This window comes from Photorhabdus sp. CRCIA-P01 (assembly GCF_003545805.1).
Classification (GTDB): domain Bacteria; phylum Pseudomonadota; class Gammaproteobacteria; order Enterobacterales; family Enterobacteriaceae; genus Photorhabdus; species Photorhabdus antumapuensis.
The window spans coordinates 53,325-76,253 of record NZ_NMQR01000016.1 but is presented as its reverse complement, the minus strand read 5'-3'; the positions used below and the strand labels follow the sequence as shown (position 1 = coordinate 76,253).

Annotated in this window: 20 protein-coding genes and 1 pseudogene; 7 read left to right on the top strand and 14 right to left on the bottom strand. The window is 43.2% G+C overall.

The features are described 5' to 3' along the window. Nucleotides 1-35: 35 nt before the first annotated feature. The 10 genes from purF to D3222_RS11905 all read right to left on the bottom strand — a co-directional run bounded on the left by purF (nucleotide 36) and on the right by D3222_RS11905 (nucleotide 9,909). Nucleotides 36-1,553 carry an amidophosphoribosyltransferase gene (gene purF, locus D3222_RS11950; RefSeq protein WP_118986361.1) on the bottom strand — a complete coding sequence of 506 codons (1,518 nt, stop codon included), beginning with the start codon at nucleotides 1,551-1,553 and terminating at the stop codon, nucleotides 36-38. Between the two features lie 14 nt (nucleotides 1,554-1,567). Beyond that, nucleotides 1,568-2,074 (bottom strand): colicin V production protein, encoded by a 507-nt coding sequence (gene cvpA, locus D3222_RS11945; protein WP_118986360.1) that lies wholly within the window; start codon nucleotides 2,072-2,074, stop codon nucleotides 1,568-1,570. 201 nt (nucleotides 2,075-2,275) lie between these two features. Continuing rightward, on the bottom strand, nucleotides 2,276-2,956 hold the full coding sequence (gene dedD / locus D3222_RS11940) for a cell division protein DedD (protein WP_118986359.1): 681 nt from the start codon (nucleotides 2,954-2,956) through the stop codon (nucleotides 2,276-2,278). Then, nucleotides 2,946-4,244 (bottom strand): bifunctional tetrahydrofolate synthase/dihydrofolate synthase, encoded by a 1,299-nt coding sequence (folC, locus tag D3222_RS11935; RefSeq protein WP_118986358.1) that lies wholly within the window; start codon nucleotides 4,242-4,244, stop codon nucleotides 2,946-2,948. The genes dedD and folC overlap by 11 nt, the downstream gene beginning before the upstream one ends. Next, the gene (gene accD, locus D3222_RS11930; protein WP_118986357.1) at nucleotides 4,237-5,181 is read right to left on the bottom strand and encodes an acetyl-CoA carboxylase, carboxyltransferase subunit beta; all 945 of its coding nucleotides are present in this window, start codon (nucleotides 5,179-5,181) and stop codon (nucleotides 4,237-4,239) included. Before accD ends, folC begins: the two co-directional genes overlap by 8 nt. Nucleotides 5,182-5,282: 101 nt before the next feature. Beyond that, nucleotides 5,283-5,972 carry a DedA family protein gene (locus D3222_RS11925; RefSeq protein WP_118986356.1) on the bottom strand — a complete coding sequence of 230 codons (690 nt, stop codon included), beginning with the start codon at nucleotides 5,970-5,972 and terminating at the stop codon, nucleotides 5,283-5,285. 46 nt (nucleotides 5,973-6,018) lie between these two features. Continuing rightward, nucleotides 6,019-6,813, bottom strand: a complete 795-nt coding sequence (truA, locus tag D3222_RS11920; protein ID WP_198672794.1) for a tRNA pseudouridine(38-40) synthase TruA — start codon at nucleotides 6,811-6,813, stop codon at nucleotides 6,019-6,021. Between the two features lie 41 nt (nucleotides 6,814-6,854). Next, on the bottom strand, nucleotides 6,855-7,865 hold the full coding sequence (locus D3222_RS11915) for an aspartate-semialdehyde dehydrogenase (RefSeq protein WP_118986385.1): 1,011 nt from the start codon (nucleotides 7,863-7,865) through the stop codon (nucleotides 6,855-6,857). Nucleotides 7,866-7,917: 52 nt separating this feature from the next. Further along, the gene (pdxB, locus tag D3222_RS11910) at nucleotides 7,918-9,045 is read right to left on the bottom strand and encodes a 4-phosphoerythronate dehydrogenase PdxB (RefSeq protein ID WP_118986354.1); all 1,128 of its coding nucleotides are present in this window, start codon (nucleotides 9,043-9,045) and stop codon (nucleotides 7,918-7,920) included. Nucleotides 9,046-9,135: 90 nt separating this feature from the next. Then, nucleotides 9,136-9,909: a helix-turn-helix domain-containing protein gene (locus D3222_RS11905; protein ID WP_118986353.1), complete on the bottom strand. Its 774-nt coding sequence runs from the start codon at nucleotides 9,907-9,909 to the stop codon at nucleotides 9,136-9,138. A gap of 102 nt (nucleotides 9,910-10,011) precedes the next feature. Here D3222_RS11905 and D3222_RS11900 point away from each other — a divergent pair, with 102 nt between their 5' ends. Beyond that, nucleotides 10,012-10,926, top strand: coding sequence for a DMT family transporter (locus tag D3222_RS11900; RefSeq protein WP_118986352.1), 915 nt, complete (start codon nucleotides 10,012-10,014; stop codon nucleotides 10,924-10,926). On the opposite strand, the gene D3222_RS11895 is transcribed toward D3222_RS11900, so the two are convergent. From D3222_RS11895 to D3222_RS11885, 3 genes are all read right to left on the bottom strand, one after another. Beyond that, nucleotides 10,907-12,328, bottom strand: coding sequence for a sensor histidine kinase (locus D3222_RS11895; protein ID WP_118986351.1), 1,422 nt, complete (start codon nucleotides 12,326-12,328; stop codon nucleotides 10,907-10,909). The genes D3222_RS11900 and D3222_RS11895 overlap by 20 nt on opposite strands. Next, entirely contained in the window at nucleotides 12,315-12,992 is a 678-nt protein-coding gene (gene tctD / locus D3222_RS11890; RefSeq protein WP_118986384.1) for a transcriptional regulator TctD, read from the bottom strand. The genes D3222_RS11895 and tctD overlap by 14 nt, the downstream gene beginning before the upstream one ends. Nucleotides 12,993-13,322: 330 nt before the next feature. Next, nucleotides 13,323-13,733 (bottom strand): DUF7424 family protein, encoded by a 411-nt coding sequence (locus tag D3222_RS11885; protein ID WP_232832491.1) that lies wholly within the window; start codon nucleotides 13,731-13,733, stop codon nucleotides 13,323-13,325. A 300-nt stretch (nucleotides 13,734-14,033) separates the two neighbouring features. Between D3222_RS11885 and D3222_RS11880 the strand changes: the two genes are divergently transcribed. From D3222_RS11880 to D3222_RS11870, 3 genes are read left to right on the top strand one after another with little or no spacing between them, the layout of a single operon-like run. Further along, a complete protein-coding gene (locus D3222_RS11880) occupies nucleotides 14,034-15,014 on the top strand; it encodes a Bug family tripartite tricarboxylate transporter substrate binding protein (protein WP_118986350.1) in 981 nt (326 codons plus the stop codon). Between the two features lie 13 nt (nucleotides 15,015-15,027). Then, nucleotides 15,028-15,459 carry a tripartite tricarboxylate transporter TctB family protein gene (locus D3222_RS11875; RefSeq protein WP_118986349.1) on the top strand — a complete coding sequence of 144 codons (432 nt, stop codon included), beginning with the start codon at nucleotides 15,028-15,030 and terminating at the stop codon, nucleotides 15,457-15,459. Between the two features lie 10 nt (nucleotides 15,460-15,469). Then, a complete protein-coding gene (locus tag D3222_RS11870; RefSeq protein ID WP_118986348.1) occupies nucleotides 15,470-16,990 on the top strand; it encodes a tripartite tricarboxylate transporter permease in 1,521 nt (506 codons plus the stop codon). Nucleotides 16,991-17,565: 575 nt separating this feature from the next. On the opposite strand, the gene fabB is transcribed toward D3222_RS11870, so the two are convergent. Next, a complete protein-coding gene (fabB, locus tag D3222_RS11865; protein ID WP_118986347.1) occupies nucleotides 17,566-18,780 on the bottom strand; it encodes a beta-ketoacyl-ACP synthase I in 1,215 nt (404 codons plus the stop codon). A gap of 675 nt (nucleotides 18,781-19,455) precedes the next feature. Here fabB and D3222_RS11860 point away from each other — a divergent pair. From D3222_RS11860 to mnmC, 3 genes and pseudogenes are all read left to right on the top strand, one after another. Beyond that, complete coding sequence (locus tag D3222_RS11860) at nucleotides 19,456-20,001, top strand: hypothetical protein (RefSeq protein WP_118986346.1); 546 nt, start codon at nucleotides 19,456-19,458, stop codon at nucleotides 19,999-20,001. 241 nt (nucleotides 20,002-20,242) lie between these two features. Further along, nucleotides 20,243-20,663 (top strand): annotated as a pseudogene (locus D3222_RS25950) (hypothetical protein); the annotation flags it as partial. A gap of 165 nt (nucleotides 20,664-20,828) precedes the next feature. Beyond that, nucleotides 20,829-22,895 (top strand): bifunctional tRNA (5-methylaminomethyl-2-thiouridine)(34)-methyltransferase MnmD/FAD-dependent 5-carboxymethylaminomethyl-2-thiouridine(34) oxidoreductase MnmC, encoded by a 2,067-nt coding sequence (gene mnmC / locus D3222_RS11855; protein WP_118986345.1) that lies wholly within the window; start codon nucleotides 20,829-20,831, stop codon nucleotides 22,893-22,895. Nucleotides 22,896-22,929: the final 34 nt, after the last annotated feature.

Sequence of the window (22,929 nt, the reverse complement as noted above, 5' to 3'; positions counted from 1 at the left end):
CAAACACCGAGCAGCTATCTAGATTCTAAAGGTAATCAACCTTCATTATAAATATCCAGATTTTCGACTTCATTCTGATTATTCAGTTTTACTTCATCGTCTTTACGCAGATTCTCCAGATAATAGAGATAAGTCTGGTCAACGTCTTTGGTAACATAAACACCATTGAATACTGAACTCTCAAACCCGTCAACATCCGGGTTTTCTTCACGAACAGCGTCGATCAGATCCGTTAGATCCTGAAATATCAATGCATCCGCACCGATGAGTTGGCGAATTTCATCAACTTCACGCCCATGAGCAATCAGTTCATTTGCATTGGGCATATCAATGCCATAAACATTCGGAAAACGCACTTCCGGTGCTGCCGAAGCAAGATAAACTCTCTTCGCGCCGGCTTCACGAGCCATATCAACAATCTGTTCTGACGTTGTACCACGCACAATAGAATCATCCACCAATAGCACATTTTTATCACGGAACTCCGCGCGATTGGCATTCAGTTTACGACGGACTGATTTCCGGCGTTCCTGTTGCCCAGGCATGATAAATGTCCGGCCAACATAACGGTTTTTCACAAATCCCTGACGATAGGGTTTACCGAGTATGCGGGCAATTTCTAACGCAACATCGCAAGATGTTTCGGGGATTGGAATAACCACATCAATATGCAAGTCTTCCCATTCGCGGGCAATTTTCGCCCCTAGTTTATGCCCCATCCGTATGCGGGCGTTATAAACCGAAATTTTATCAATAAAAGAGTCTGGGCGAGCCAAATAGACAAATTCAAATAAACAGGGAGTCAGAGAAGGATTTTCAGCACATTGACGAGTAAATAACTGACCTTGTTCAGTAATATAAACCGCTTCACCTGATGCCACATCCCGCAAGAATTCAAAGCCCAGGGTATCCAATGCAACGCTTTCAGAAGCGACCATATACTCACTACGGCCATCATCCAAAGTACGCTTACCTAAAACCAACGGACGAATACCATGCGGATCACGGAAAGCGACGAGTCCATGACCGATAATCATCGCAATGCAGGCATAAGCACCACTCACCTGTTTATGCATTGCCGCTACCGCCGCAAAAATATTGTCGGGCTCTAGTGGATAGCGCTGGAAATAATCCAGTTCATTAGCAAAAACATTAAGCAAAATCTCGGAATCTGACGTGGTATTCACATGGCGACGGGCATTCTCAAACAGCTTTTTCTTCAACACATGAGCGTTCGTCAAATTACCATTGTGTGTCAGTGTAATACCAAATGGAGAGTTCACATAAAACGGCTGAGCTTCCGATGCACTGGAACTGCCTGCTGTCGGGTAGCGAACATGACCAATCCCAATCGTTCCCTGTAAACGCAGCATATGCCGAGCTTCAAACACATCTCTCACTAAGCCATTGGCTTTGCGTAAACGAAACCCATTGTTACCATCAATAGTGGCAATGCCCGCAGCATCTTGCCCACGGTGCTGAAGCACCGTCAACGCATCATAAATCGACTGGTTAACCGGTGTAAAACCGACGATACCAACAATACCGCACATGTAGTTTTTCCTCATCAGCCAAACGGAGAGGTATATTTCTCCGGCAAGAAACTTGACGCATTTTGCAGGTAGTCAAAGAACCACCTTATGATATGACTGAACTGCGGGATCAATTGTGACTGTTTCCAATCCTCACTTCGAGCCAATGGTGTAAATGTATCCAGAAAAAACAGAATAGCAGCAACAATCAGCACACCACGCAATGCCCCAAAGCAGATCCCCAATACTCGATCAGTACCTGACAATCCAGTCCGTTGCACAAGAGAACCTATCACATAGTTCACCACGGAACCGACAATCAAAGTAGCAATAAACAGCAACGCAATAGCAATCCCGTTACGCACCAATTCATCTTCAAAACGGGTAAAATAGACCGCTAAGTAAGTATAGAAATGGCTTGCCACAAAGAAAGCACATCCCCAGGTGACCAGTGATAATGCCTCACGAATAAACCCACGAATCAGGCTAACTAATGCCGAGAAGCCAATAATGGCGATAATAACGTAATCAATCCAAACCATGTTTTAATTCCAAAATAGACACCTCGGCATCCGTTTCAGGTGCATTCTAACAGAAAACGAAAACGTTTGCGTAGCAGATTTCCTATCCCACTGAAAATAATTAAGGCGACGAATTTGAATAATCATCATCGCCGCAGTCACTTAATATTTACTTCTTCATGATAGTTGTCCTATTTGTCACATAGGCATCACCCACTTTTATTACGGCCTGTAACTCCTTACCTGCCCTTGTAACCCAGTCAAACTTTTCAATTCTGATAACGCCGAGTCAAGTTGTTGCTTAGAAGCATTCGGGCCAACATATATTCTCGTTAATTGCCCCTGAACCGGAGATGAAGGAACTGTATAAACCTGATAACCAGACAAACGCAGTCTGGCAACGATTTCATCTACCTTTCCGGCATTTTTCAAAGCACCGAGTTGTACAATGTAAGCCTGCCCTTGAGGGATTGTCTCAACCGGTTTAACTTCAGGTTTCGGTTCTGGCTTAACGTCTGGTTTAGATTTCGCCGGCGCTGGCGGCTTGGCATCTGGTTTTGGTTCAAGCTTAATCCGTGGTTGAAGCTTCACTTCCGGCTGAACAGCAGGAGGTACTATCGGAGCGGGCTGAGGCGCGGTAACCAATGGTATTTCCGGCTGCTCCAGTGTTTCTGGCAACAATGCCTCTGTCTCATCTTCCAGAGGCACTGATAATATTGGTGGATTAAGAGGAGGTATAGATTCGATTTCTTGCTCATCCCCAGGCTTTGGCACCAGGGGAATTGATGCAAACTTATCTTCATTATATTTCTTGTTGCCGTCTAACAACGCAGGCAGCACAATGACACCCAATGCTACCAATACAATTGTACCAACCAAACGATTCTGAAATTTACTTGCCACTTCCCTTCTCCCTGTCCAGAGCCTCCATGACATACGCTACTGTGTGGAATGAACCACAAACAACAACAATATCTTGCTCATCAGCATCAGCCATCGCCTGATACCAGGCACTCTCCACATCAGTAAATACCCGTGGCTGTTCAAGATGCTGAGCCAGTGTCTGTGCATCCGCACCACGCAGTTCAGTCAACGGAGCGCAATACCACTCATTTATTTGCGGTGACAGGCAAGTCAGTGTACCGGCAATATCCTTATCACCTAACATACCCACTACACCAAGGATTCTACTGCCCGGCTGACGGGGTAACTGGGCCAATTTCTGTACCAGATAAGCCGCCGCATGGGGATTATGCGCCACATCCAAGATCAACAATGGATTTTCACGAACTATCTGGAAACGCCCAGGCAACTGCGCATTCTGTAGCCCTTGATGGATTGCACTCTCATTAATAGCTCGACTGACTTTATCATCTTGTCGTAACAGGCAACAAATAACACCCATCGCCGTTGCGGCATTCATCAGAGGAACATTTGGTAAAGGTAGATTGCTAAATAGCCTATCATCAGATTGCCAGTGCCAATTTTTATCCTGTCGAGAGAAACGCCAGTCAATGCCACAACGGAACAACTTGGCTCCTAATTCACCCGCAACTTCCGCAATAGAAGATGGCATATCCGGCTCACCCACCACGGCAAAGCGATCTTTACGGAAAATCCCTGCTTTCTCACGACCAATATGTTCGCGATCGGCACCCAACCAATCAATATGATCAATTGCAATACTGGTAATAGCGGCAATATCGGCGTCCACAATATTTGTCGCATCCAGTCGCCCACCTAAGCCTACTTCTAAAATGACTACATCCAGACAAGCTTGTTTAAACAGTTGCAAAGCCGCTAATGTGCCATATTCAAAATAAGTCAGCGAAATATCACCGCGACGAGATTCAATATCCGCAAATACACGACAGAATTCCTGTTCAGGTAACTCTTTACCCTGAATACGAACTCTTTCGGTATAACTTACAAGATGCGGAGAGCTGTAAACACCCACTCTCAGCCCAGCCGCCAACAGAATAGATTCTATCGTGCAACAGGTAGTACCTTTACCATTAGTACCGGATACGGTTATCACCTTAGGTGCAGGATTAACTAACGCCAAAGTTCGGGCAAGTTTCCCCACACGCTCAAGCCCCATATCAATGGCCTTAGTATGCAGGTTCCCAAGGTAGGAAAGCCACGTCATCAATGGCGACGTGGCTTGAGGAATTTGTAAAGTATCAGGCATCTTCTTTATTGGTACTTATTTGAATATCCGCCTCAACATCAGCGGGTTCCGCCACAAATTCAGCAACAATTGGCTTAGTACCTGGCTGCGACTGATGAGTTAGTTTAGAAAGTAAACTGGCAAGTGTGTCACGCATTTCAGGGCGACGAACTATCATGTCAATGGCCCCCTTTTCCAGCAAAAACTCACTACGCTGGAACCCGGACGGTAATTTTTCACGAACAGTCTGCTCAATAACCCGTGGCCCGGCAAAACCAATCAATGCCTTTGGTTCAGCAATATTGATATCACCTAACATCGCCAAACTTGCTGAAACACCACCCATTGTCGGATCGGTCATGACAGAGATATAAGGCAAACCGCGTTCCTGCATTTTTGCTAAAGCAGCACTGGTTTTCGCCATCTGCATCAGTGACATCAATGCCTCTTGCATACGAGCGCCACCACTGGAAGAAAAACAAACCAGAGGACAATTATCCGCCAACGCTTGTTCCACGGCACGGACAAAACGGGCACCAACAACCGAAGCCATGGAACCGCCCATAAATGCAAATTCAAAAGCGGCAGCCACAACTGGCATACCACTCAGGGTACCTTTCATCACGATCAGTGCATCTTTTTCTTGGGTTTGCTTCTGCGCTGCTGATATACGATCTTTATACTTTTTGGAATCGCGGAATTTAAGAATATCTTTTGGCTCTAATTCTCCCCCTAATTCCGTCGTTGCCCCTTCATCAAGGAACGTTGCCAATCGGGTACGCGCCGAAATACGCATGTGATGATCACATTTAGGGCAAACCTCAAGATTACGCTCTAACTCAGCACGGTAGAGCACCTGACTGCAACTATCACATTTAGTCCAAACCCCTTCTGGGATATTCGCTTTACGAGTTTGGGTAATGTTGCTTTTATTAAGAATTTTTTCAATCCAGCTCATTGAATGATCTTTCCGTCTGAATCTGGCTTATGCCAGTTTTGTTATGTGTGCCATTAAACCACAATGCTATTACAGTGTGGATAAAAAACTGCTCAAACCTGTTACCGGTTATTGGTTTTCTGTTTCATCGCCGCACGGCGGTGACGCCAGATTTCAATCACTCCAGGCAGGATTGAGATAAAGATGATAGCAACAATCAACAGTTTCAAATTCTGTTGTACCATTGACATATCACCGAATATATAACCAGCATAGGTGAATAACAGTACCCAAACCAGTGCGCCAATCACGTTATAAGCAGCAAAATGACGATAAGACATTTTCCCCATACCTGCAACGAATGGTGCAAATGTTCTGATAATGGGTACAAATCGCGCCAGAATAATTGCCTTCCCACCATGTTTTTCATAAAAATCATGTGTTTTATCTAAATAACCGCGGCGGAAAATTTTTGAATTTGGATTAGTAAATAACCTTTCGCCAAAGATGCGACCAATAGCATAGTTCACCGCATCACCAATAATAGCCGCAATAATCATCAATGCCACCATGATATGTACATTCAGATCATTTGAGCCCAGAGCCGCTAAAGCGCCGGCAACAAATAACAGCGAATCTCCCGGCAGAAACGGAGTGATCACTAACCCTGTTTCACAAAACAGAATCAGAAACAGAATGCCATATACCCAATCACCATATTGTGCGACCAGTTCGGCTAAATGAATGTCAACATGGAGAATGAAATCAATAATAAATTTAGCGAAATCAACAAAATGAGTCAGAAATTCCATAATATTCCCCGCTATGCCAAAACATCCGTGTCGGCAACTAGAATTGTTAAATCAGATCATCCGCCAAAAACAGAGGCCCCATAACAGCGCCAGGCAAATCAAATTGCACCGGATAATCAACAGCAACCAGATACAACCCTGCTGCTTTTGCCGTCGCAGCGGCTTTCGTCCGATCTTTTAAAGCAAGCAACTGGACCATCCAGTTAATATCCTGATTCCCACAGCCAATTTCCATCAGACTACCGGCAATATTACGCACCATATGATGAACAAAAGCATTGGCTTTAATATCTATGACGACGTAATGTCCGTAACGGTTGACATTAATATGCATCACATTACGCCAGGGTGTTTTGGATTGGCATTGAACCGCACGGAAAGAGGTAAAATCATTTTCCCCCAACAAACACTGCGCGGCCCGATGCATCCGCTTTTCATCCAATGGATAATGAAAATGTGTCACGCCACTGGCCAGTACTGCCGGACGATAACGATGATTAAAAATAATATAACGATACCGCCGGGCAGTCGCGCTGAAACGGGCATGGAAATCCTCATCCACGGTTTTTACCCAACGAACAGCAATATCCGGTGGTAAATGTGCGTTCACACCCATTGTCCACGCCGCATCCTTGCGCTGCACAAACGTTTCAAAATGAACGACTTGCCCTGTTGCATGTACTCCAGCATCGGTCCGACCAGCACAAAATACCGATATGGGTTCATCGGCGACTTTTGATAATGCTGCCTCAAGGCATCCCTGAACACTTTTTACTTCCTGCTGACGCTGCCAGCCATAATATCGGCTGCCATCGTACTCAATTCCCAATGCAATTTTCATCTTTGAACCTGGCACAAATTCTGTTTGTTCTGTACCCAACATCAGTAAAATTGCTCCTGAATCAGTTTTTCCGCAGTCTCAACCGCCATCAGCGCACCACCAAACCGAATATTGTCGGCTACAGACCAGAATTGTAATACTTCCGGCATACCATAATCATTACGCAGACAGCCAATACTCAACAAATCATTACCCGATGCGTCTGTCACCTGAGTCGGATAATCGCCTTCATCGGAAACGTGAATATCAACCATCCGCTCTAATTCTTCGCGGGCTTCTTCCACACCAACCGGACGCAATGTTTCCAAATGGACTACCTGAGCATTACCATAAAAAACCGAAGACTGAACGCAACTGACTGAAATCGGCAGCCCCTCATCCTGTAAAATTTTGCGTATCTGATCCACAAGACAGCGCTCTTCACGCACCGCGCCTTCGGCATCTGCCAGCAACGGTAAAAGATTAAATGCCAATTGCTTGCTAAAACGACCTGGCTCTGGTGGGATACCGTTAAGTAAACGGGCGCTCTGCCCGGCTAATTCATCAACCGCCGCTTTGCCGTGAACCGAGACAGAGAGCAAATTAGTCAAATGTAAGCGTGCAATTCCCGCGGCGTCGACCAACGGTTTAATGGCTGTCAGCACCTGACTGGTCATGCAATCTGCCAAAGCGACAATATTACGGTTACGATAATCCGCCAACGCATGAGGATTCACACCCGGGACAACCAGGGGAACATCCGGCTCCATAGCAAACAATCCGCTGCTATCGAGCACCAGACAACCTGCTTCTGCCGCTTGTTCAGCATACTGTGCCGTGGCTTCTGTTCCGGCCACAAAAAAAGCGAGTTGCACCTGTGACCAGTCAAAATCAGCAACATCACGGACAATTAAACTTTTACCATTAAAACGCAGATTTTCACCGGCACTGTGTTCACTGGCAAGAGGATACAGTTCACCAACGGGAAACTGACGCTCCTGTAATAACGCCAGTATCGCTTCACCTACCGCGCCTGTCGCACCCAATAGGGCAATATTCCATCCTTCCGACATGTTGGTTTTCTCCACTTTATCTTTCTGATATGCAGGCATATTTCTGCACGAATTAAATCAGTTCTGTACTGAAACCAAGAGCGGCTAACAACTCAGCACTCTCTCTGTTATCACAATACACAGTTAGGGATGACCATTCCCGACGTTCCAGATAGTTTTTGCGCAGAAGATCGAATTGCCCTTTCTGACCGGCAACCTGCCGTAACGGGGTATCATCGCGGCGCACATCATACACTAAATGTATCAATCGCTTTAATGTGCTTTGAGTCACATTTCCATGCAGAGTGACCCGGCTGAAATCAGGCTCGGGCAACAGCTCAGATAAGGCAACTTTACGGGGCTGACCAAGGAATCCACAATAAGCCTCAAATACCTGTGTGGTGCCGCGTGCCTTACCTTCGAGGGTATAACCCGCGATATGCGGAGTACCAATATCGACTAATTCCAGTAATGGCAGGGATAAATCAGGTTCCGGTTCCCAAACATCCAGCACAACACTGAGTTTTTTACCACGCTTCAACTCGGCAAGCAGTGCCTGATTATCAACAACTTCACCCCGGCTGGCGTTAATCAATATGCGGTTATCCGGCAAAGCCGACAATAATTCAGCACCCGCCAGATGAAGTGTTTTATATGGGCCTGATTTATTCAGTGGCGTATGGAATGTCAGAATATCCGCCTCTTTGACCAGTTTCTCCAATGACCAAAATTCGCCGGCATCACCTCTGTCAGCTCTTGGAGGATCACATAAGAGTGTCCGGATACCAAGGACAGCTAACCGTTCTGCCAGTCTACTTCCGACATTACCGACACCAATGATCCCGACAACCTTATCTTTGAGTTCAAAATTGTCACGTTCAGCCAGTAACATTAATGCGGAGAAAACATATTCAACCACAGCAATGGCATTGCATCCCGGCGCAGCAGAAAACCCAATTCCCGCCTGAGATAGCCACGACTGATCTACATGGTCTGTCCCCGCCGTTGCCGTACCGATAAATTTTACCGAGCTGCCTTTCAGCAATTCTTCATTAACTTTAGTCACCGAACGAACCATAAACGCATCCGCGTTATCCAGTGCACCTTCCGACACCGGACGCCCCGAAATAGCTTGTACATCCCCTAATTGCTGAAACAGTTGTTCAGCATAAGGCATATTTTCATCAACCAGAATCTTCAATTAATTCCATCCTGTGGCATTAAAACGGACGTAGCGAACTATTCTGCCATTTAATTATAACAAAACCCATAATAACGGTTTCTTTTGTTGTTAACTTTTCCTGAAACGTTCCGGTGTCGTACCTGCCAATTGCTGAAACATAGCAATAAAAGCAGAAGATGAGCTGTAACCCACATCAAACGCGACTTCATTAACGGTTTTCCCTTGTTCCAACAAAGAAATAGCATGGATAAACCGCAACCGTTGCCGCCATTCACTAAATGACATACCTAATTCTTTCCGACAACGCCGTGACAAAGTACGTTCTGAGGTATAACGCTGTTTTGCCCATTGTGCCAATGACGTATTATCAGCCGGATTGCGTTCAAATTCCTGTAATATCGGTGCTAAAAGTTTATCTTTAGATAAAGGTAGATAGGTATGCTGAACAGGAGACTGAATGAGTTGATCAATCAGCACTTGAGCCAACCGTAAATCCTGTTCTGTTTCCGGTATTTTTAATTTACGTTCAAAACAATCAACCATAATCGTATTGAATATTGAGCTAAGACGAATAATACAAGGAGCATCCGGCAATAATTTCCCCCACTCAGGAGAGATATCTATTGCCCTGAATCTCATGGATTTTCTACTATATCCCGAATGCTCTATTCCTTCCGGTATCCAGACACAGAATTGCGGCGGTGCTAAGAAATGTTGTCCTCCAGCATTCATTGCCATTACACCACAGACGACATAAATAAGTTGCCCGAATGGATGGGTATGAAGTAAACACTCGGTGTCCGCACTAAATAATTCGCTACGAAAAGAAATACTCGCCGGAATATCCATATACTTTACAGGGATATGAGGTTTTTCTGCCATATTGTCTCAATTGCCTTATACATTGTCTGATTATCGTTATATATAATAAATCAGACACCATTAGACTAAACACTCATTTTTATCTCAATGCGACTCATCTATATGAATATGATTTTCCCGCTTCTGGCCGTCCTGATTTGGTCAATTAATGCCGTGGTGAGTAAAGCCTCCGCTACAGCAATTGATCCAGCTGCAATCTCTTTTTATCGCTGGTTCCTGGCCTTTCTCACATTAACTCCCTTTATTGCGCTGCCTGTTATTCGCCAATGGAAAACAATCTGTCAATATTGGTGGAAGTTATTAATCCTTGGTGCACTTGGTATGGTACTTTACCAAAGCCTGGCCTATTACGCTGCACACAGTATCAGTGCAACATTTATGGGAATTTTTAGCTCGTTGATTCCTCTTTTGACTGTTGTCATCAGTATATTTGTTTTACGTGTTGTCCCCACTGTTGGTATTGCTCTTGGTACTGTGCTATCGCTGTTTGGTTTAGTCTGGTTAGTCAGTACCGGTGATCCCATGTCATTGCTGCAACACGGTTTAGGCCGCGGTGAATTAATGATGTTGATTGCCTCTACCTCCTACGCACTCTATGGCGTATTAACCAAACACTGGTCTATTCCATTGCCAAACTGGCAATCCCTGTATGTGCAGATTACTTTTGGTGTCCTGTTATTACTGCCAAATTTCTTGTTGACCGACGATGTTCAATTGAATGCCAACAATATCTCGTTAGTCTTATTCGCCGGTATTCCCGCCTCTATCCTTGCCCCTTATTTATGGATACAAGGTGTCATAAAACTTGGTGCTAATACTACTGCCATATTTATGAATTTGACGCCAATATTTACAACGATTATCGCTATTCTGGTTCTGCACGAAAAAATTCACAGTTACCATCTGATCGGTGGCGGCATAACACTATTAGGTGTCGTACTGGCACAACAATTACGTGCTCCTCTTTTTGGCCGTAAAACAGAAAAACCGCAGAAAACTAATCATCAGAAAGCCTGAAAGGAATTCTTACTAATAAGCCGCCCAGTGTCTCACTGGGCAGTAATTGGGGATGAGTACCATGATAAAGACTAATGTCTTTTACCAGAGCTAATCCCAGCCCTGCCCCTTCATGCCCCGCAGCATTATCAAGACGATTAAAAGCCATCAATGACAAATTGACTTCCTCTTTAGCAATCCCCGGCCCACTGTCATCCACTTCCAAATAACAATATGTCTTGCAAGGGCTGAGAATAATTCTGGAAGTCACCATTCCGCCTTCCGGCGTATATTTAATTGCATTGTCTAATAAGTTGGCACACATTTCTGTCAGTAATACAGGTTCGCCTTTTATCCACTGAGTATTTTCTCCTTCATAGCCCAAATCAATATACTTACTTTCAGCCTGCTGCAAGCGAGAAAAACACGCCTGTTGCAATAATTCGACTAAATTGACCGGCTTATAGTCTTGAACCGCTTCCTTTTCATGCGCTTTCAAACGAGAGAGTTGTAATAAACGGTCTGTCAGAGAGGTCGTATTATCCAACGTGCTATCAATGGCCCGTAAACTCTCTTTCCATTGTTCAGGATCTTGGCTGGCAAGCGCGACCGCTACCTGGGTTTTTAATACCGTTAACGGTGTTCTGAGTTGATGAGAAGCATCCGCACTGAATCTTTTCTGCCGGCTAACCATCAGTTTCAACCGCTCTATATAGCGATTAAATGCATGTAATAACGGAGAAAGTTCTGACCACGGCAACATATCCGGTAACGGAGTCAGATCATTAGCGGGGCGACGAACCATGACACCAGAAAGTTTATGTAGTGGTTTGAGTAATTGTTTCAACAGAAAATAAGCCAGAATCAGCGTCAGCCCAACCACTGTCCCTTGACTCAGCAAAGAAGATATTAATAATTGTTGCGCAAGGTAATGACGGGAAGCCACTGTTTCAGCAACCAGTATTAACGCCATTCCCATCATTCCCCCTTCATTGATCGGTTGATAAAGGGCAGCAACCCGAATGGGCCGGCCGTGATACTCAGCATCATAGAAATAAACCAAAGCTGTGTATAAATTGGAGCGAAGCGCATCTTTAGGGATCAAAGGCAAATCATCATAACCGGAAATTATTTCCCCTTCAGGAGATAACACCTGATAAAACAGCCTATCATTCATATTTCGCTCAAAACTATCCAGAACCACATAAGGTACATCGACAATTAATTGGTTATCCTTAACAGTCAGCCGTTCTGCCACAGTTCGAGCAGATGCCAATAAAGTACGGTCATAAGCCAATGTCGCCGCATTCTCTGCACTAAAATAATGGGTGCAAACCGATAAACAACCCAACACAAACAGTGGAACACCAAAAAACAAGAGTAACTGATGAAACAATGAGTTCGGTACTTTAAACCATGTCATCTTTTTGGCACTCCAAACGATAGCCTAATCCCCGTAATGTACTGATCCCCACATTACTGCCTGACAATTTTTTCCGAATCCGGTGTACATAAAGTTCAATACTTTGTGGATTTGCTTCATCTGACAGTGCAAATACCTGTTCAAAGAGCTGTTGTTTAGAAACAGGCCTCCCCCGACGATGGAACAATGTTGTCAAAACCGAAAGTTCCCGTGGTGTCAAAGCCAATGGTTCATCGTTCAGAACAAAGTAACCATCATCCTGATAAACAAGGGAGCCGAATGTCAGCATCCCCTGTAGAACACTTGCACTACGACGAAGTAATGCCCGGATACGTGCTTCCAATTCCTGTAAATCAAAAGGTTTCGTCAGATAATCATCGGCACCAGAATTAAGCCCTTTCACTCGGTCAGAAACATCGGCTTTCGCCGTTAATAATAATACCGGTAAATTTTGCCCACGCTTACGCAAACGAACTAACAGAGAAAGCCCATCCAACCTAGGCAAAGAAACATCCAGAATCAATAATGCATAGTTTTCTGTCTGTAATAATTGATCAGCAACTATGCCATCACTAGCAACATCTACAGCAAATCCTGAACTACTCAGTGCTTTTTGCAGCCAATGCAATAATTCAGGGTGGTCTTCCACTAAAAGTAAGCGCATATCTTCAATATCTAATCGATTAATATAAATATACCCGTTATCTTTCAAGTTGCCTCTTTGTTGGCTGCACTCACTCACCCCGGTCACATCGTTATCTATGCTCCCGGGGATTCGCTCCCTTGCCGTCGCGATCCATCTTGAAATCCATAAGGTATATAATTACAAACATAACTATATTTTCAGTTTATATCGCCACACCTATTTTTCTGAAAAATAGTCAGACCCTGACCCAATTCAACTCAATTCCATTTTCATGCCAAAATACCTCGCTATGAATAATAGGGTATTCTGTCATACCGAATGAAATAATATCTCTATTACCGCTTCCATTTACTCAGATTTTGCCATGAGCACAGGAGTAAAATCAAAACGTTCATCCAATACAGATGCCACAGAGACATTAGACAAAGTGAGTTTTATTTCATTGCCTACTTTTAAACTAAAATTCGATATCACCATCGGCTCTTTATCATTAAGAAATGCGGATAAACCCGTCATTTTTAAAACTTTATCGGTGTCATTCTTAATATTAATTGAGATTTTGGTCTTTGATGCCATTGAACTATCTATCGGGTTAATTTTCTTCTTCATCTCTTTTGGTACACCTATCACCAAGATATCTGCGCCATTACCGTAAAGATGAATGCCCTTAGTAGAACCAGTTATACTTGAATTCCCTACATTCACAGGCACTTTAAAGTGAGCAAACGAATCCATACTTTTTAATTTAACACATTGCATAAATAAATAATTACCATTTGCATGATACCTCCTTAGTCGAATGTAAAGTTACCGCGAGTAAAACAGAGCAACATCAAAACTACGAGAAACTTACAACAAACCAAAACAAAAAAGAAAGCCTGTAGCCAGTTGTTAACTCATTAATGCGAAACGCTACGCAAATTTAAGAGATTGAAATCACATATCAACAACTTTTCTTGTTAATGAAAGGTAAATGAAAGGTTTTGTTATTACTAATTGAGTCAACCAGATCCGTTTGTAGTGATTATATCTTACTCGGGTATTGATGAGAGCAACCAAATGAAAATTATAACGATCAAGATGTTAGCGGCAACCGCTTTACTATTTGGCACAAGCAGTGTATTTGCTGCCAGTGCACCTAGCCGGACCGAATGTATCGCCCCCGCAAAACCGGGTGGCGGGTTTGACCTGACCTGCAAGCTGGTCCAAGTTTCACTACTGGATACGCAAGAGATCAGCAAGCCTATGCGTGTCACCTTCATGCCCGGTGGTGTTGGTGCTGTCGCTTACAATGCCATCGTCGCACAACGACCTGCTGAAGCGGGAACCATTGTCGCCTTTTCTGGCGGCTCTCTACTCAATTTGTCTCAGGGAAAATTTGGTCGCTATAACGTTAACGATGTTCGCTGGCTGGCAAGTGTTGGTACTGATTATGGAATGATTGCTGTCCGTGCCGATTCACCTTACCGCACCCTGAACGATTTGATGAATGCTTTTAAGGATAATCCCAACAGGATTGTATTTGGTGCCGGCGCTTCTATCGGTAGCCAGGACTGGATGAAAACAGCACTGCTGGCAAAAGAAGTTGGAATTGATCCTCACAAGATGCGTTATGTCGCTTTTGAGGGAGGGGGTGAACCTGTCACTGCCCTGCTGGGTAATCATATTCAGGCGGTTTCCGGTGATCTGAGCGAGATGGTACCTTACCTGAACGGAGACAAAATCCGGGTTCTGGCTGTTTATGCAGATAAACGACTAGATGGTGATTTAGCCAATATTCCTACTGCCAAAGAGCAAGGTTATGATCTCGTATGGCCGATTATCCGCGGATTTTACATGGGACCAAAAGTTTCTGACGAAGAGTATCAATGGTGGGTTGATACTTTTAATAAACTACAACAAACAGATGCTTTTAAAAAACAACGCAATATCCGTGGGTTGTTCGAATTCAACATGACCGGCAAAGAATTGGACAGCTATGTGAAAAAACAGGTTGAACATTATCGTGAACAAGCCAGAGCTTTTGGCTTAGCCAAATAACAGAGTCATCATCATGAGCGATCGTATCTTTGCTACTATCTGGTTAGTACTCTGTGCCATTGGGATAGTTATTGGTTGGGGAATTCAGAGCGAATACACTTATGAACCTCTGGGGCCCAGACCTTTCCCAATGATCATTCTGTCTCTGATGGCACTCTGTGCTTTACTACTACTTTTCAAAAAACCAGAACAGAGCAATTGGCCTAGTGCCCCCGTTATCCGTCGCCTAATGCTGCTGATTCTCTCTTTGGTTATTTATGGTTGGTCATTCGAGTGGCTTGGTTTTCCGCTGGCTACAGCGTTGCTGACATTCAGTGTCGCGCTGTTGTTTAACGCAACACTGCCTGCCGCAATCATTTCCGGGGTGTTCCTTGGCGTCGCGTTATATTTCGCCTTTGACCGCTTACTTGACGTAACCCTGCCTCTCGGTAGCTGGCTCAACTGACGGAGAATCTATGGAAACCTGGATGTATCTCAGTCAAGGTTTTGAAGTTGCAATGGTGCCGCAAAACCTGATTATTGCTTTAATTGGCTGTTTTGTCGGTACGATTGTTGGGCTGCTACCGGGGCTTGGGCCGATTAATGGTGTCGCGATTCTGCTACCACTGGCTTTCGCTTTAAAACTGCCTGCTGAATCTGCCTTGATCTTATTGGCAACCGTTTATATCGGTTGTGAGTATGGTGGACGTATATCATCGATTCTGCTGAATGTTCCCGGTGATGCCGCTGCCATTATGACCGCATTAGACGGTTATCCGATGGCCAAACAGGGCCGTGCAGGTGTGGCTCTGTCTATTTCTGCGGTGAGTTCTTTCTGTGGTTCTTTGCTGGCAATTTTTGGCATTATTTTGTTTGCACCATTACTGGCGCAGTGGTCACTGGCTTTCGGCCCTGCTGAATATTTTGCACTTATGGTTTTTGCTATTGCTTGTCTGGGTAGCATGATGAGCCAGAATCCGCTGAAATCACTATTAGCAGCATTAATAGGATTGGGTCTGGCAACTGTCGGAGTAGACGCCAACACCGGGGTTTATCGTTTTACTTTCGACAATGTTCATCTGTCAGATGGTATTCAATTTATTGTTGTGGTAATAGGTCTGTTTTCTGTCAGCGAAATTTTGCTGATGTTAGAGAGTACCTCCGCTGGCAAAACCATTATCCGCAAAACAGGCCGTCTGCTGTTCAATCGCAAGGAAGCGGCTGAATGCGCCATGCCAACGATCAGGTCATCTTTTATCGGTTTCTTTGTCGGTATTTTGCCTGGTGCAGGGGCAACTATTGCCAGCGCAATTACCTACATGACTGAGAAGAAGCTCAGTGGGAATAGCGATTCATTTGGTAAAGGTGATATTCGCGGCGTAGCAGCACCAGAAGCGGCTAATAATGCTTCGGCCTGTGGCTCCTTTATTCCAATGCTAACATTAGGAGTGCCAGGTTCAGGTACCACTGCCGTTATGATGGGAGCATTAACGCTCTATAATATTACGCCTGGGCCGGGAATGTTTACTGAACAGCCGGATATCGTCTGGGGGTTAATTGCGGCTTTATTGATTGCCAATATTATCCTGCTGATTATGAATATCCCAATGATAGGTCTATTTACACGGATGCTCACTATCCCACTCTGGTTCCTTGTGCCAGCTATTGCTACTGTTTCAGCGGTTGGTGTATATGCCATACACAGTACGACATTTGATCTTCTGTTGATGATAGGGTTAGGCGTTTTTGGCTACATTCTGAGGAAGATGAATTTCCCGATGTCGCCATTAATCCTCGGTTTCGTATTAGGAGAAATGCTGGAACAAAATTTACGTCGCGCACTTTCTATTAGTAATGGAGAATTTGGCATTCTGTGGAGCAGCGCAATTACTCAGAGTTTATTGATACTAGCAGCTCTGGTTCTGATTATTCCACCAATATTACGAATTATCCGTAAGCGCCGTATTCAGCAAATGGCTACTGAAAACAAAGCATAATAAGAAAAAGCCTATAGTATTAAAAAATCATAATTATCATAAAAATATTATGGGCTTTTATACCTAATAGATTTCAAGTTGCAGCGCGGCGGCAAGTGAACGAATCCCCAGGAGCATAGATAACTATGTGACTGGGGTGAGTGAAAGTCGCCAACAAAGCGGCAGCTTGAAAGATGAAGGGTATATACCGAAACAGGAATATATTTCCGTATTCACATTATATTTCACACAAAATCAAAATTTAGCAAAATAGGTTTGAATTCACGCTTATAAACAGATAACACAATACGCCAAGTTTATTGCAACATTCATAGCAAAAATCACTTTGGTAAAATACTATCTTTACCAAATCGGTGATTCAAAACTCCCAACAACTGTTAAATAATTATTAAATAGTACTGAGTATTCAACATTATTAACAATGGCCTTTTCTGTTGAAACAGACAAGATACGAACAGCACGCAGAAATGGGAATATACATACAAAGGTGACTCGCTGTACGCGGTCACCTAAGATGCATCAAATAACGACCATTGTTGTTTGGACACGATCGAAATAGTCTGTGATGAGGGAAATTAAGCCGAATACTTGCTCATCACCAAAGAAGCATTAGTACCACCGAAACCAAAACTATTGGACATCACCGTATTCAACTTTTGCTCAGTAGGTTTAGTGATGATATTCATGCCCGCTGCTTTATCATCAAGATCTTCAATGTTGATACTTGGTGCAATAAAACCATGCTCTAACATCAATAGGCTATAAATCGCTTCGTGTACACCAGCAGCACCCAGTGAATGGCCGGTCATCGCTTTTGTTGCAGAAATTGCCGGTGTTGTATCACCAAAGACTTCCCTGATCGCCTCCAACTCTTTCACATCACCCGCAGGAGTAGATGTACCATGCGTGTTCACATAATCAATGGAACCTTTCACACCTTGTAATGCCATATTCATACAACGAACCGCACCTTCGCCAGATGGAACAACCATATCCGCACCATCAGATGTTGCTCCATAACCAACAATTTCAGCGTATATGTGTGCGCCGCGTGCCAATGCATGCTCTAATTCCTCCACAACAACAATACCGCCGCCGCCAGCAATAACAAAACCATCACGGCTCTTATCGTAAGTACGGGACGCTTTTTCTGGCATTTCGTTGTATTTCGTTGAAAGTGCACCCATTGCATCAAATTCACAACTCATTTCCCAGCATAGTTCTTCACCACCACCGGCAAAAACAATATCCTGTTTTCCTAACTGAATAAGTTCAGCCGCATGACCAATGCAATGGGCGGAAGTAGAACATGCAGAACTGATAGAGTAGTTTACCCCTTTGATTTTAAAGGGAGTCGCAAGGCAAGCTGATACACCGGAAGCCATTGCACGGGTTACCATATAAGGTCCCACACCACGTAAACCACGAGTACGCATCCCATCAGCACCCGCAACCTGGTTATGCGGGGAACCACCACCAGAACCCACTACCAGTCCGCTACGAATATTGGAAACCTGATCATCAGCCAGGCCAGAATCTTTAATTGCCTCTTCCATCGCCAGATAAGCATAAACAGAGGCATCGCTCATGAAACGCTGAATTTTTCGGTCTATCAACCCGGAGGTATCCAGTTTTACATTACCCCAGACATGGCTTCTCATTCCTATTTCTTTGAATTTTTCAGAAAAAGTTATCCCGGAGCGGCCTTCTTTCAGAGATGCCAGTACTTCTTTCTGATTATTACCAATGCTGGAAACAATACCCAAGCCAGTGATCACTACACGCTTCATTAAATACCTCATTAAATATGTTTATCTGCGGGATTTCTATCTATGCTATGTAGCACTTTAGCGTACACTTGTACGCTGAACAAGTCCGATCAGGATAAAATTACGAAGAAAAATTCATCTCTCTAAAAATCCCAATATGTTGTCACGTCAAAACAACTGTTAACTTTCATAGAATACAGTAAAAAAGATTTAGATTTTAATAGATAAAAATAAATTTAAGATAGGAATTATTTTGGTAAACAATAAAATCAAAAAACTCTCGTAATTTCCATCAAAAATTTATGCCAAAGATAATAATATCAATGCAATATACATAAACTTATCAAGCATCCTAATAATGATTAGTAGGCTTATATTTATATAGAAGTTGCTATACTTGCTATTTTTATTAAATTTCTTGCTAATTAGAAACCAATTTAATCACTGAGAATAATAAGGATGAATAAAATTCTCATGAAATGAATCAATCCCTATGTTATATTATTGACTGAATTACGTAAAATACCCAAACTTACAGCAACAAATGTTTTAGGACAGAAAAGTTTATGACTTTATCAACCGATAAAGCCATTATTCACACAAAAAATGATGGTAATTATGCTATGTCATATGCAAATGGTCGGTTCATTGTAAGACCTAAATAACTTTACCCAATAATCCTAATGGGGGTTAATAATGAGAGGACTTGGTTATCTTCTACTGAGCGTTGGTATCATATGGATCTTAGTGGCTTTTAATATGGACACAAATATTTTATCACAATATAGCAACAAATTTAACAATATTGAACCAATTGTCTCACAACAAAATCATATCCTAATTGGCGCATTCATCACGCTTTATGGACTAATTATGATTATATCCAGTAAAAATCAGCGGTTATTAGAGTCTATATACAGAAGTTATACTAAGGAAATTGCCGGGTTCAATTCAGGAAAGGTATTCATACCTACACCTATGCAAAATTCAGATTACTTAAAACGAGCTAATAATTACCGCCATTATGATTTTATCGACAAATATTCAAATACCCTTGAAAAGAGAGTAGTTGAATTTTGTAAGTTATGCTCATCCTATATTGAAGAAGTAAATCATAATGGCGGTGATAAAGAAGAAGCTAAACGAACAGTGGTATCAATGATTGATACGATTTCCTCGCATTTAAAAAATAGGCAATCAAAAGAATTTAAAAAATTATGTGAATTTCACATTCATTTATAAATGCAAACCCCGCTTCTCTAAACTGCACCCCAAAAGTTGGACACCAACTGATTAAGGTGCAATTTTATGAAGAAAGCTTATTCATAATAAAGGCCAGAAAAATGGTTGATTATCTAAAACAGTATATACCTAATAGATTTCGAGTTGCAACGCGGCGGCAAGTGAACGAATCCCCAGGAGCATAGATAACGATGTGACTGGGGTGAGTGAAAGTAGCCAACAAAGCAGCAGTTTGAAAGATGAAAGGTATAAAAGAATATCCTTGCATCATGAGACCATTTATATATTGATTTATAAAGATACAATAGATGGAGGTGACTTATGTCAACATTTCAGAATTACCAGTAAACCATATCATAAACACTATGGCTGTTATGAATAGAAGAGGAAAAATTAAAAAAAGTGAGCATTAACAGCAAAAAATTAGCAACAAACATCTATTTTTTTCTAATTTTCATGCCCCCAAGGAAAGAGAAATAAATGAGAATATTAATGAACTAATTAGTCAATACTTTCCAAAAGGAACAGGCTTTAATAAAGTCTCTAACCGAGAGATAAATTTCTTCATAAACCGGCCAAATAATTGTCGCTAAAAAATTCGGGATGGCAAAGCACCCAATAAATTATTTAAAGGAATACGAACTTGTTTACTCACAACGTAATTATGTTGCACTTACTATGCGAAACCGCCACCCCTGCTTCTTCCAATAACTGTACACGCTGCAAGCAAGGCTCAACACTTTTCCACTCTTTTCTTCTGTCAGGTGGTACATCAATCCCAACCTCGCTAAAATCGCATTATTATCAGTAATATTACAGGCATTACCGTGAAAAATTCTGCTATCTGTACCGCAACCTTAAGTTGGAATGATCAAGGTACTCCGATTTCAACACAGTTTGATGACGTTTACTTCTCAAATCAGGATGGGCTGGAAGAAACCCGTTATGTATTTCTCAACGGTAACCGCTTCCCCCAACGATTCAGCACTCATTCCCGTTCTAACTGTGTAATCGCAGAAACCGGCTTCGGAACGGGATTAAATTTTCTGACTCTCTGGCAATCATTTGATGCATTTCGACAAAAAAATCCTGATGCACCATTGAAACGTCTACATTTCATCAGTTTTGAGAAGTATCCACTGACAACCAATGACTTAAAAACCGCTCATCAACGCTGGCCTGAGTTTGAAACTTTTTCACGGCAACTTTGCCAGCAATGGCCACAACCACTGGCAGGCTGCCATCGATTGATTATGGCAAATGGCGCTATCACACTGGATTTATGGTTCGGTGACGTCAATGATCTGTTGCCAACAATGGATTCCAGTCTTCACGGCAAAATAGATGCCTGGTTTTTAGATGGCTTTGCTCCTGCCAAAAATCCGCAAATGTGGAGTAAACAGTTGTTTGCCGCAATGGCACAATTTGCCCATCCAGAAGGCACTTTTGCAACCTTTACTTCTGCGGGTATCGTCCGTCGTGGTTTACAACAAGCCGGTTTTAATGTCAGTAAAGTCAAAGGATTTGGCCGCAAAAGAGAAATGCTGACTGGGGTTCTGGCAACTCAGAAATATCAGCCATTACCTGCACCTTGGTTTGCCCGACCGTCAGCAAGTCACACCGATGATATCGCCATTATTGGCGGAGGGATTGCCGGTATTCTCACCGCACTTGCGCTACTGCGTCGTGGAGCACAGGTGACTCTTTATTGTCAAGATGCAGCCCCGGCACAAGGTGCATCCGGTAATCGCCAAGGAGCACTCTATCCATTACTTAACGGTAATAACAATGAACTCGAAAAATTCTTTATCTCTGCATTTACCTTTGCCCGCCGCCAGTATGAGCAGTTATCAACGCAGGGGATTGATTTCGACCATCAATGGTGTGGTGTCAGCCAGCTTGCTTATGATGAAAAAAGTAGCAATAAAATTGAGAAAATACTGGCAACAGAATGGCCGAATGAACTCGCCATCAGCATGAATTGTCACCAGTTGAGTGAAAAATGTGGGCTGGATATTCATCACCACGGCATTCACTATTCACAGGGCGGATGGCTATGCCCGGCTGAACTCACTAAAGCAGCAACGGAATTGGCACAACAGCAAGGCATGCTCTGTCGCTTCAATCATCAAGTTACCGCGCTTAATCACAACCAGCATGGCTGGCAACTGCATCTGATGTATCAAGGACAACCATTAAACACGCATCATAAAACGGTGGTGATTGCCAATGGTCATCATCTACCCCAATTTGAACAAACCGGGAAACTGCCAGTCACTGCTGTGCGTGGTCAAGTCAGCCACATCCCAACGACAACTGATCTGAGCCAATTGCAAAATGTACTTTGCTACGATGGTTATATGACACCAGCTAATCCAGCCAATCAGCATCACTGCATCGGCGCTAGTTATCAGCGTCATCAGCTTGATAGTGAATATTCTGAAACAGAACAACAGGAGAACCGTGATCGATTGCTGAAATGTTTACCTGATGCCGAATGGGTAAATCAGGTTGATGTTTCTGCTAAACAATCTCGTCAAGGTATTCGCTGCGTTATTCGTGATCATATGCCAATGGTGGGAAATGTGCCGGACCTCAATGAAATAATGGCAGATTATCAAGATCTACCAGAACAAATCCGTACAGGAAACCCCATCGCGGATGCACCTTGTTATCCCAATCTGTTTGTTATCGGGGCATTAGGTTCCCGTGGATTATGCTCTGCCCCACTCAGTGCAGAAATCCTTGCAGGGCAGATCTTTAATGAACCATTACCACTGGATAATGAAACACTGACAGCTCTTCATCCAAACCGTTTTTGGATCAGAAAACTACTGAGAGGCCGTAAAGTGAAAAGAGAAAAGCCATTAAAGAACCGCACCGCCAAATGTTAGATATTCATATCAATTTTAGTAGCACAGTTCGTTT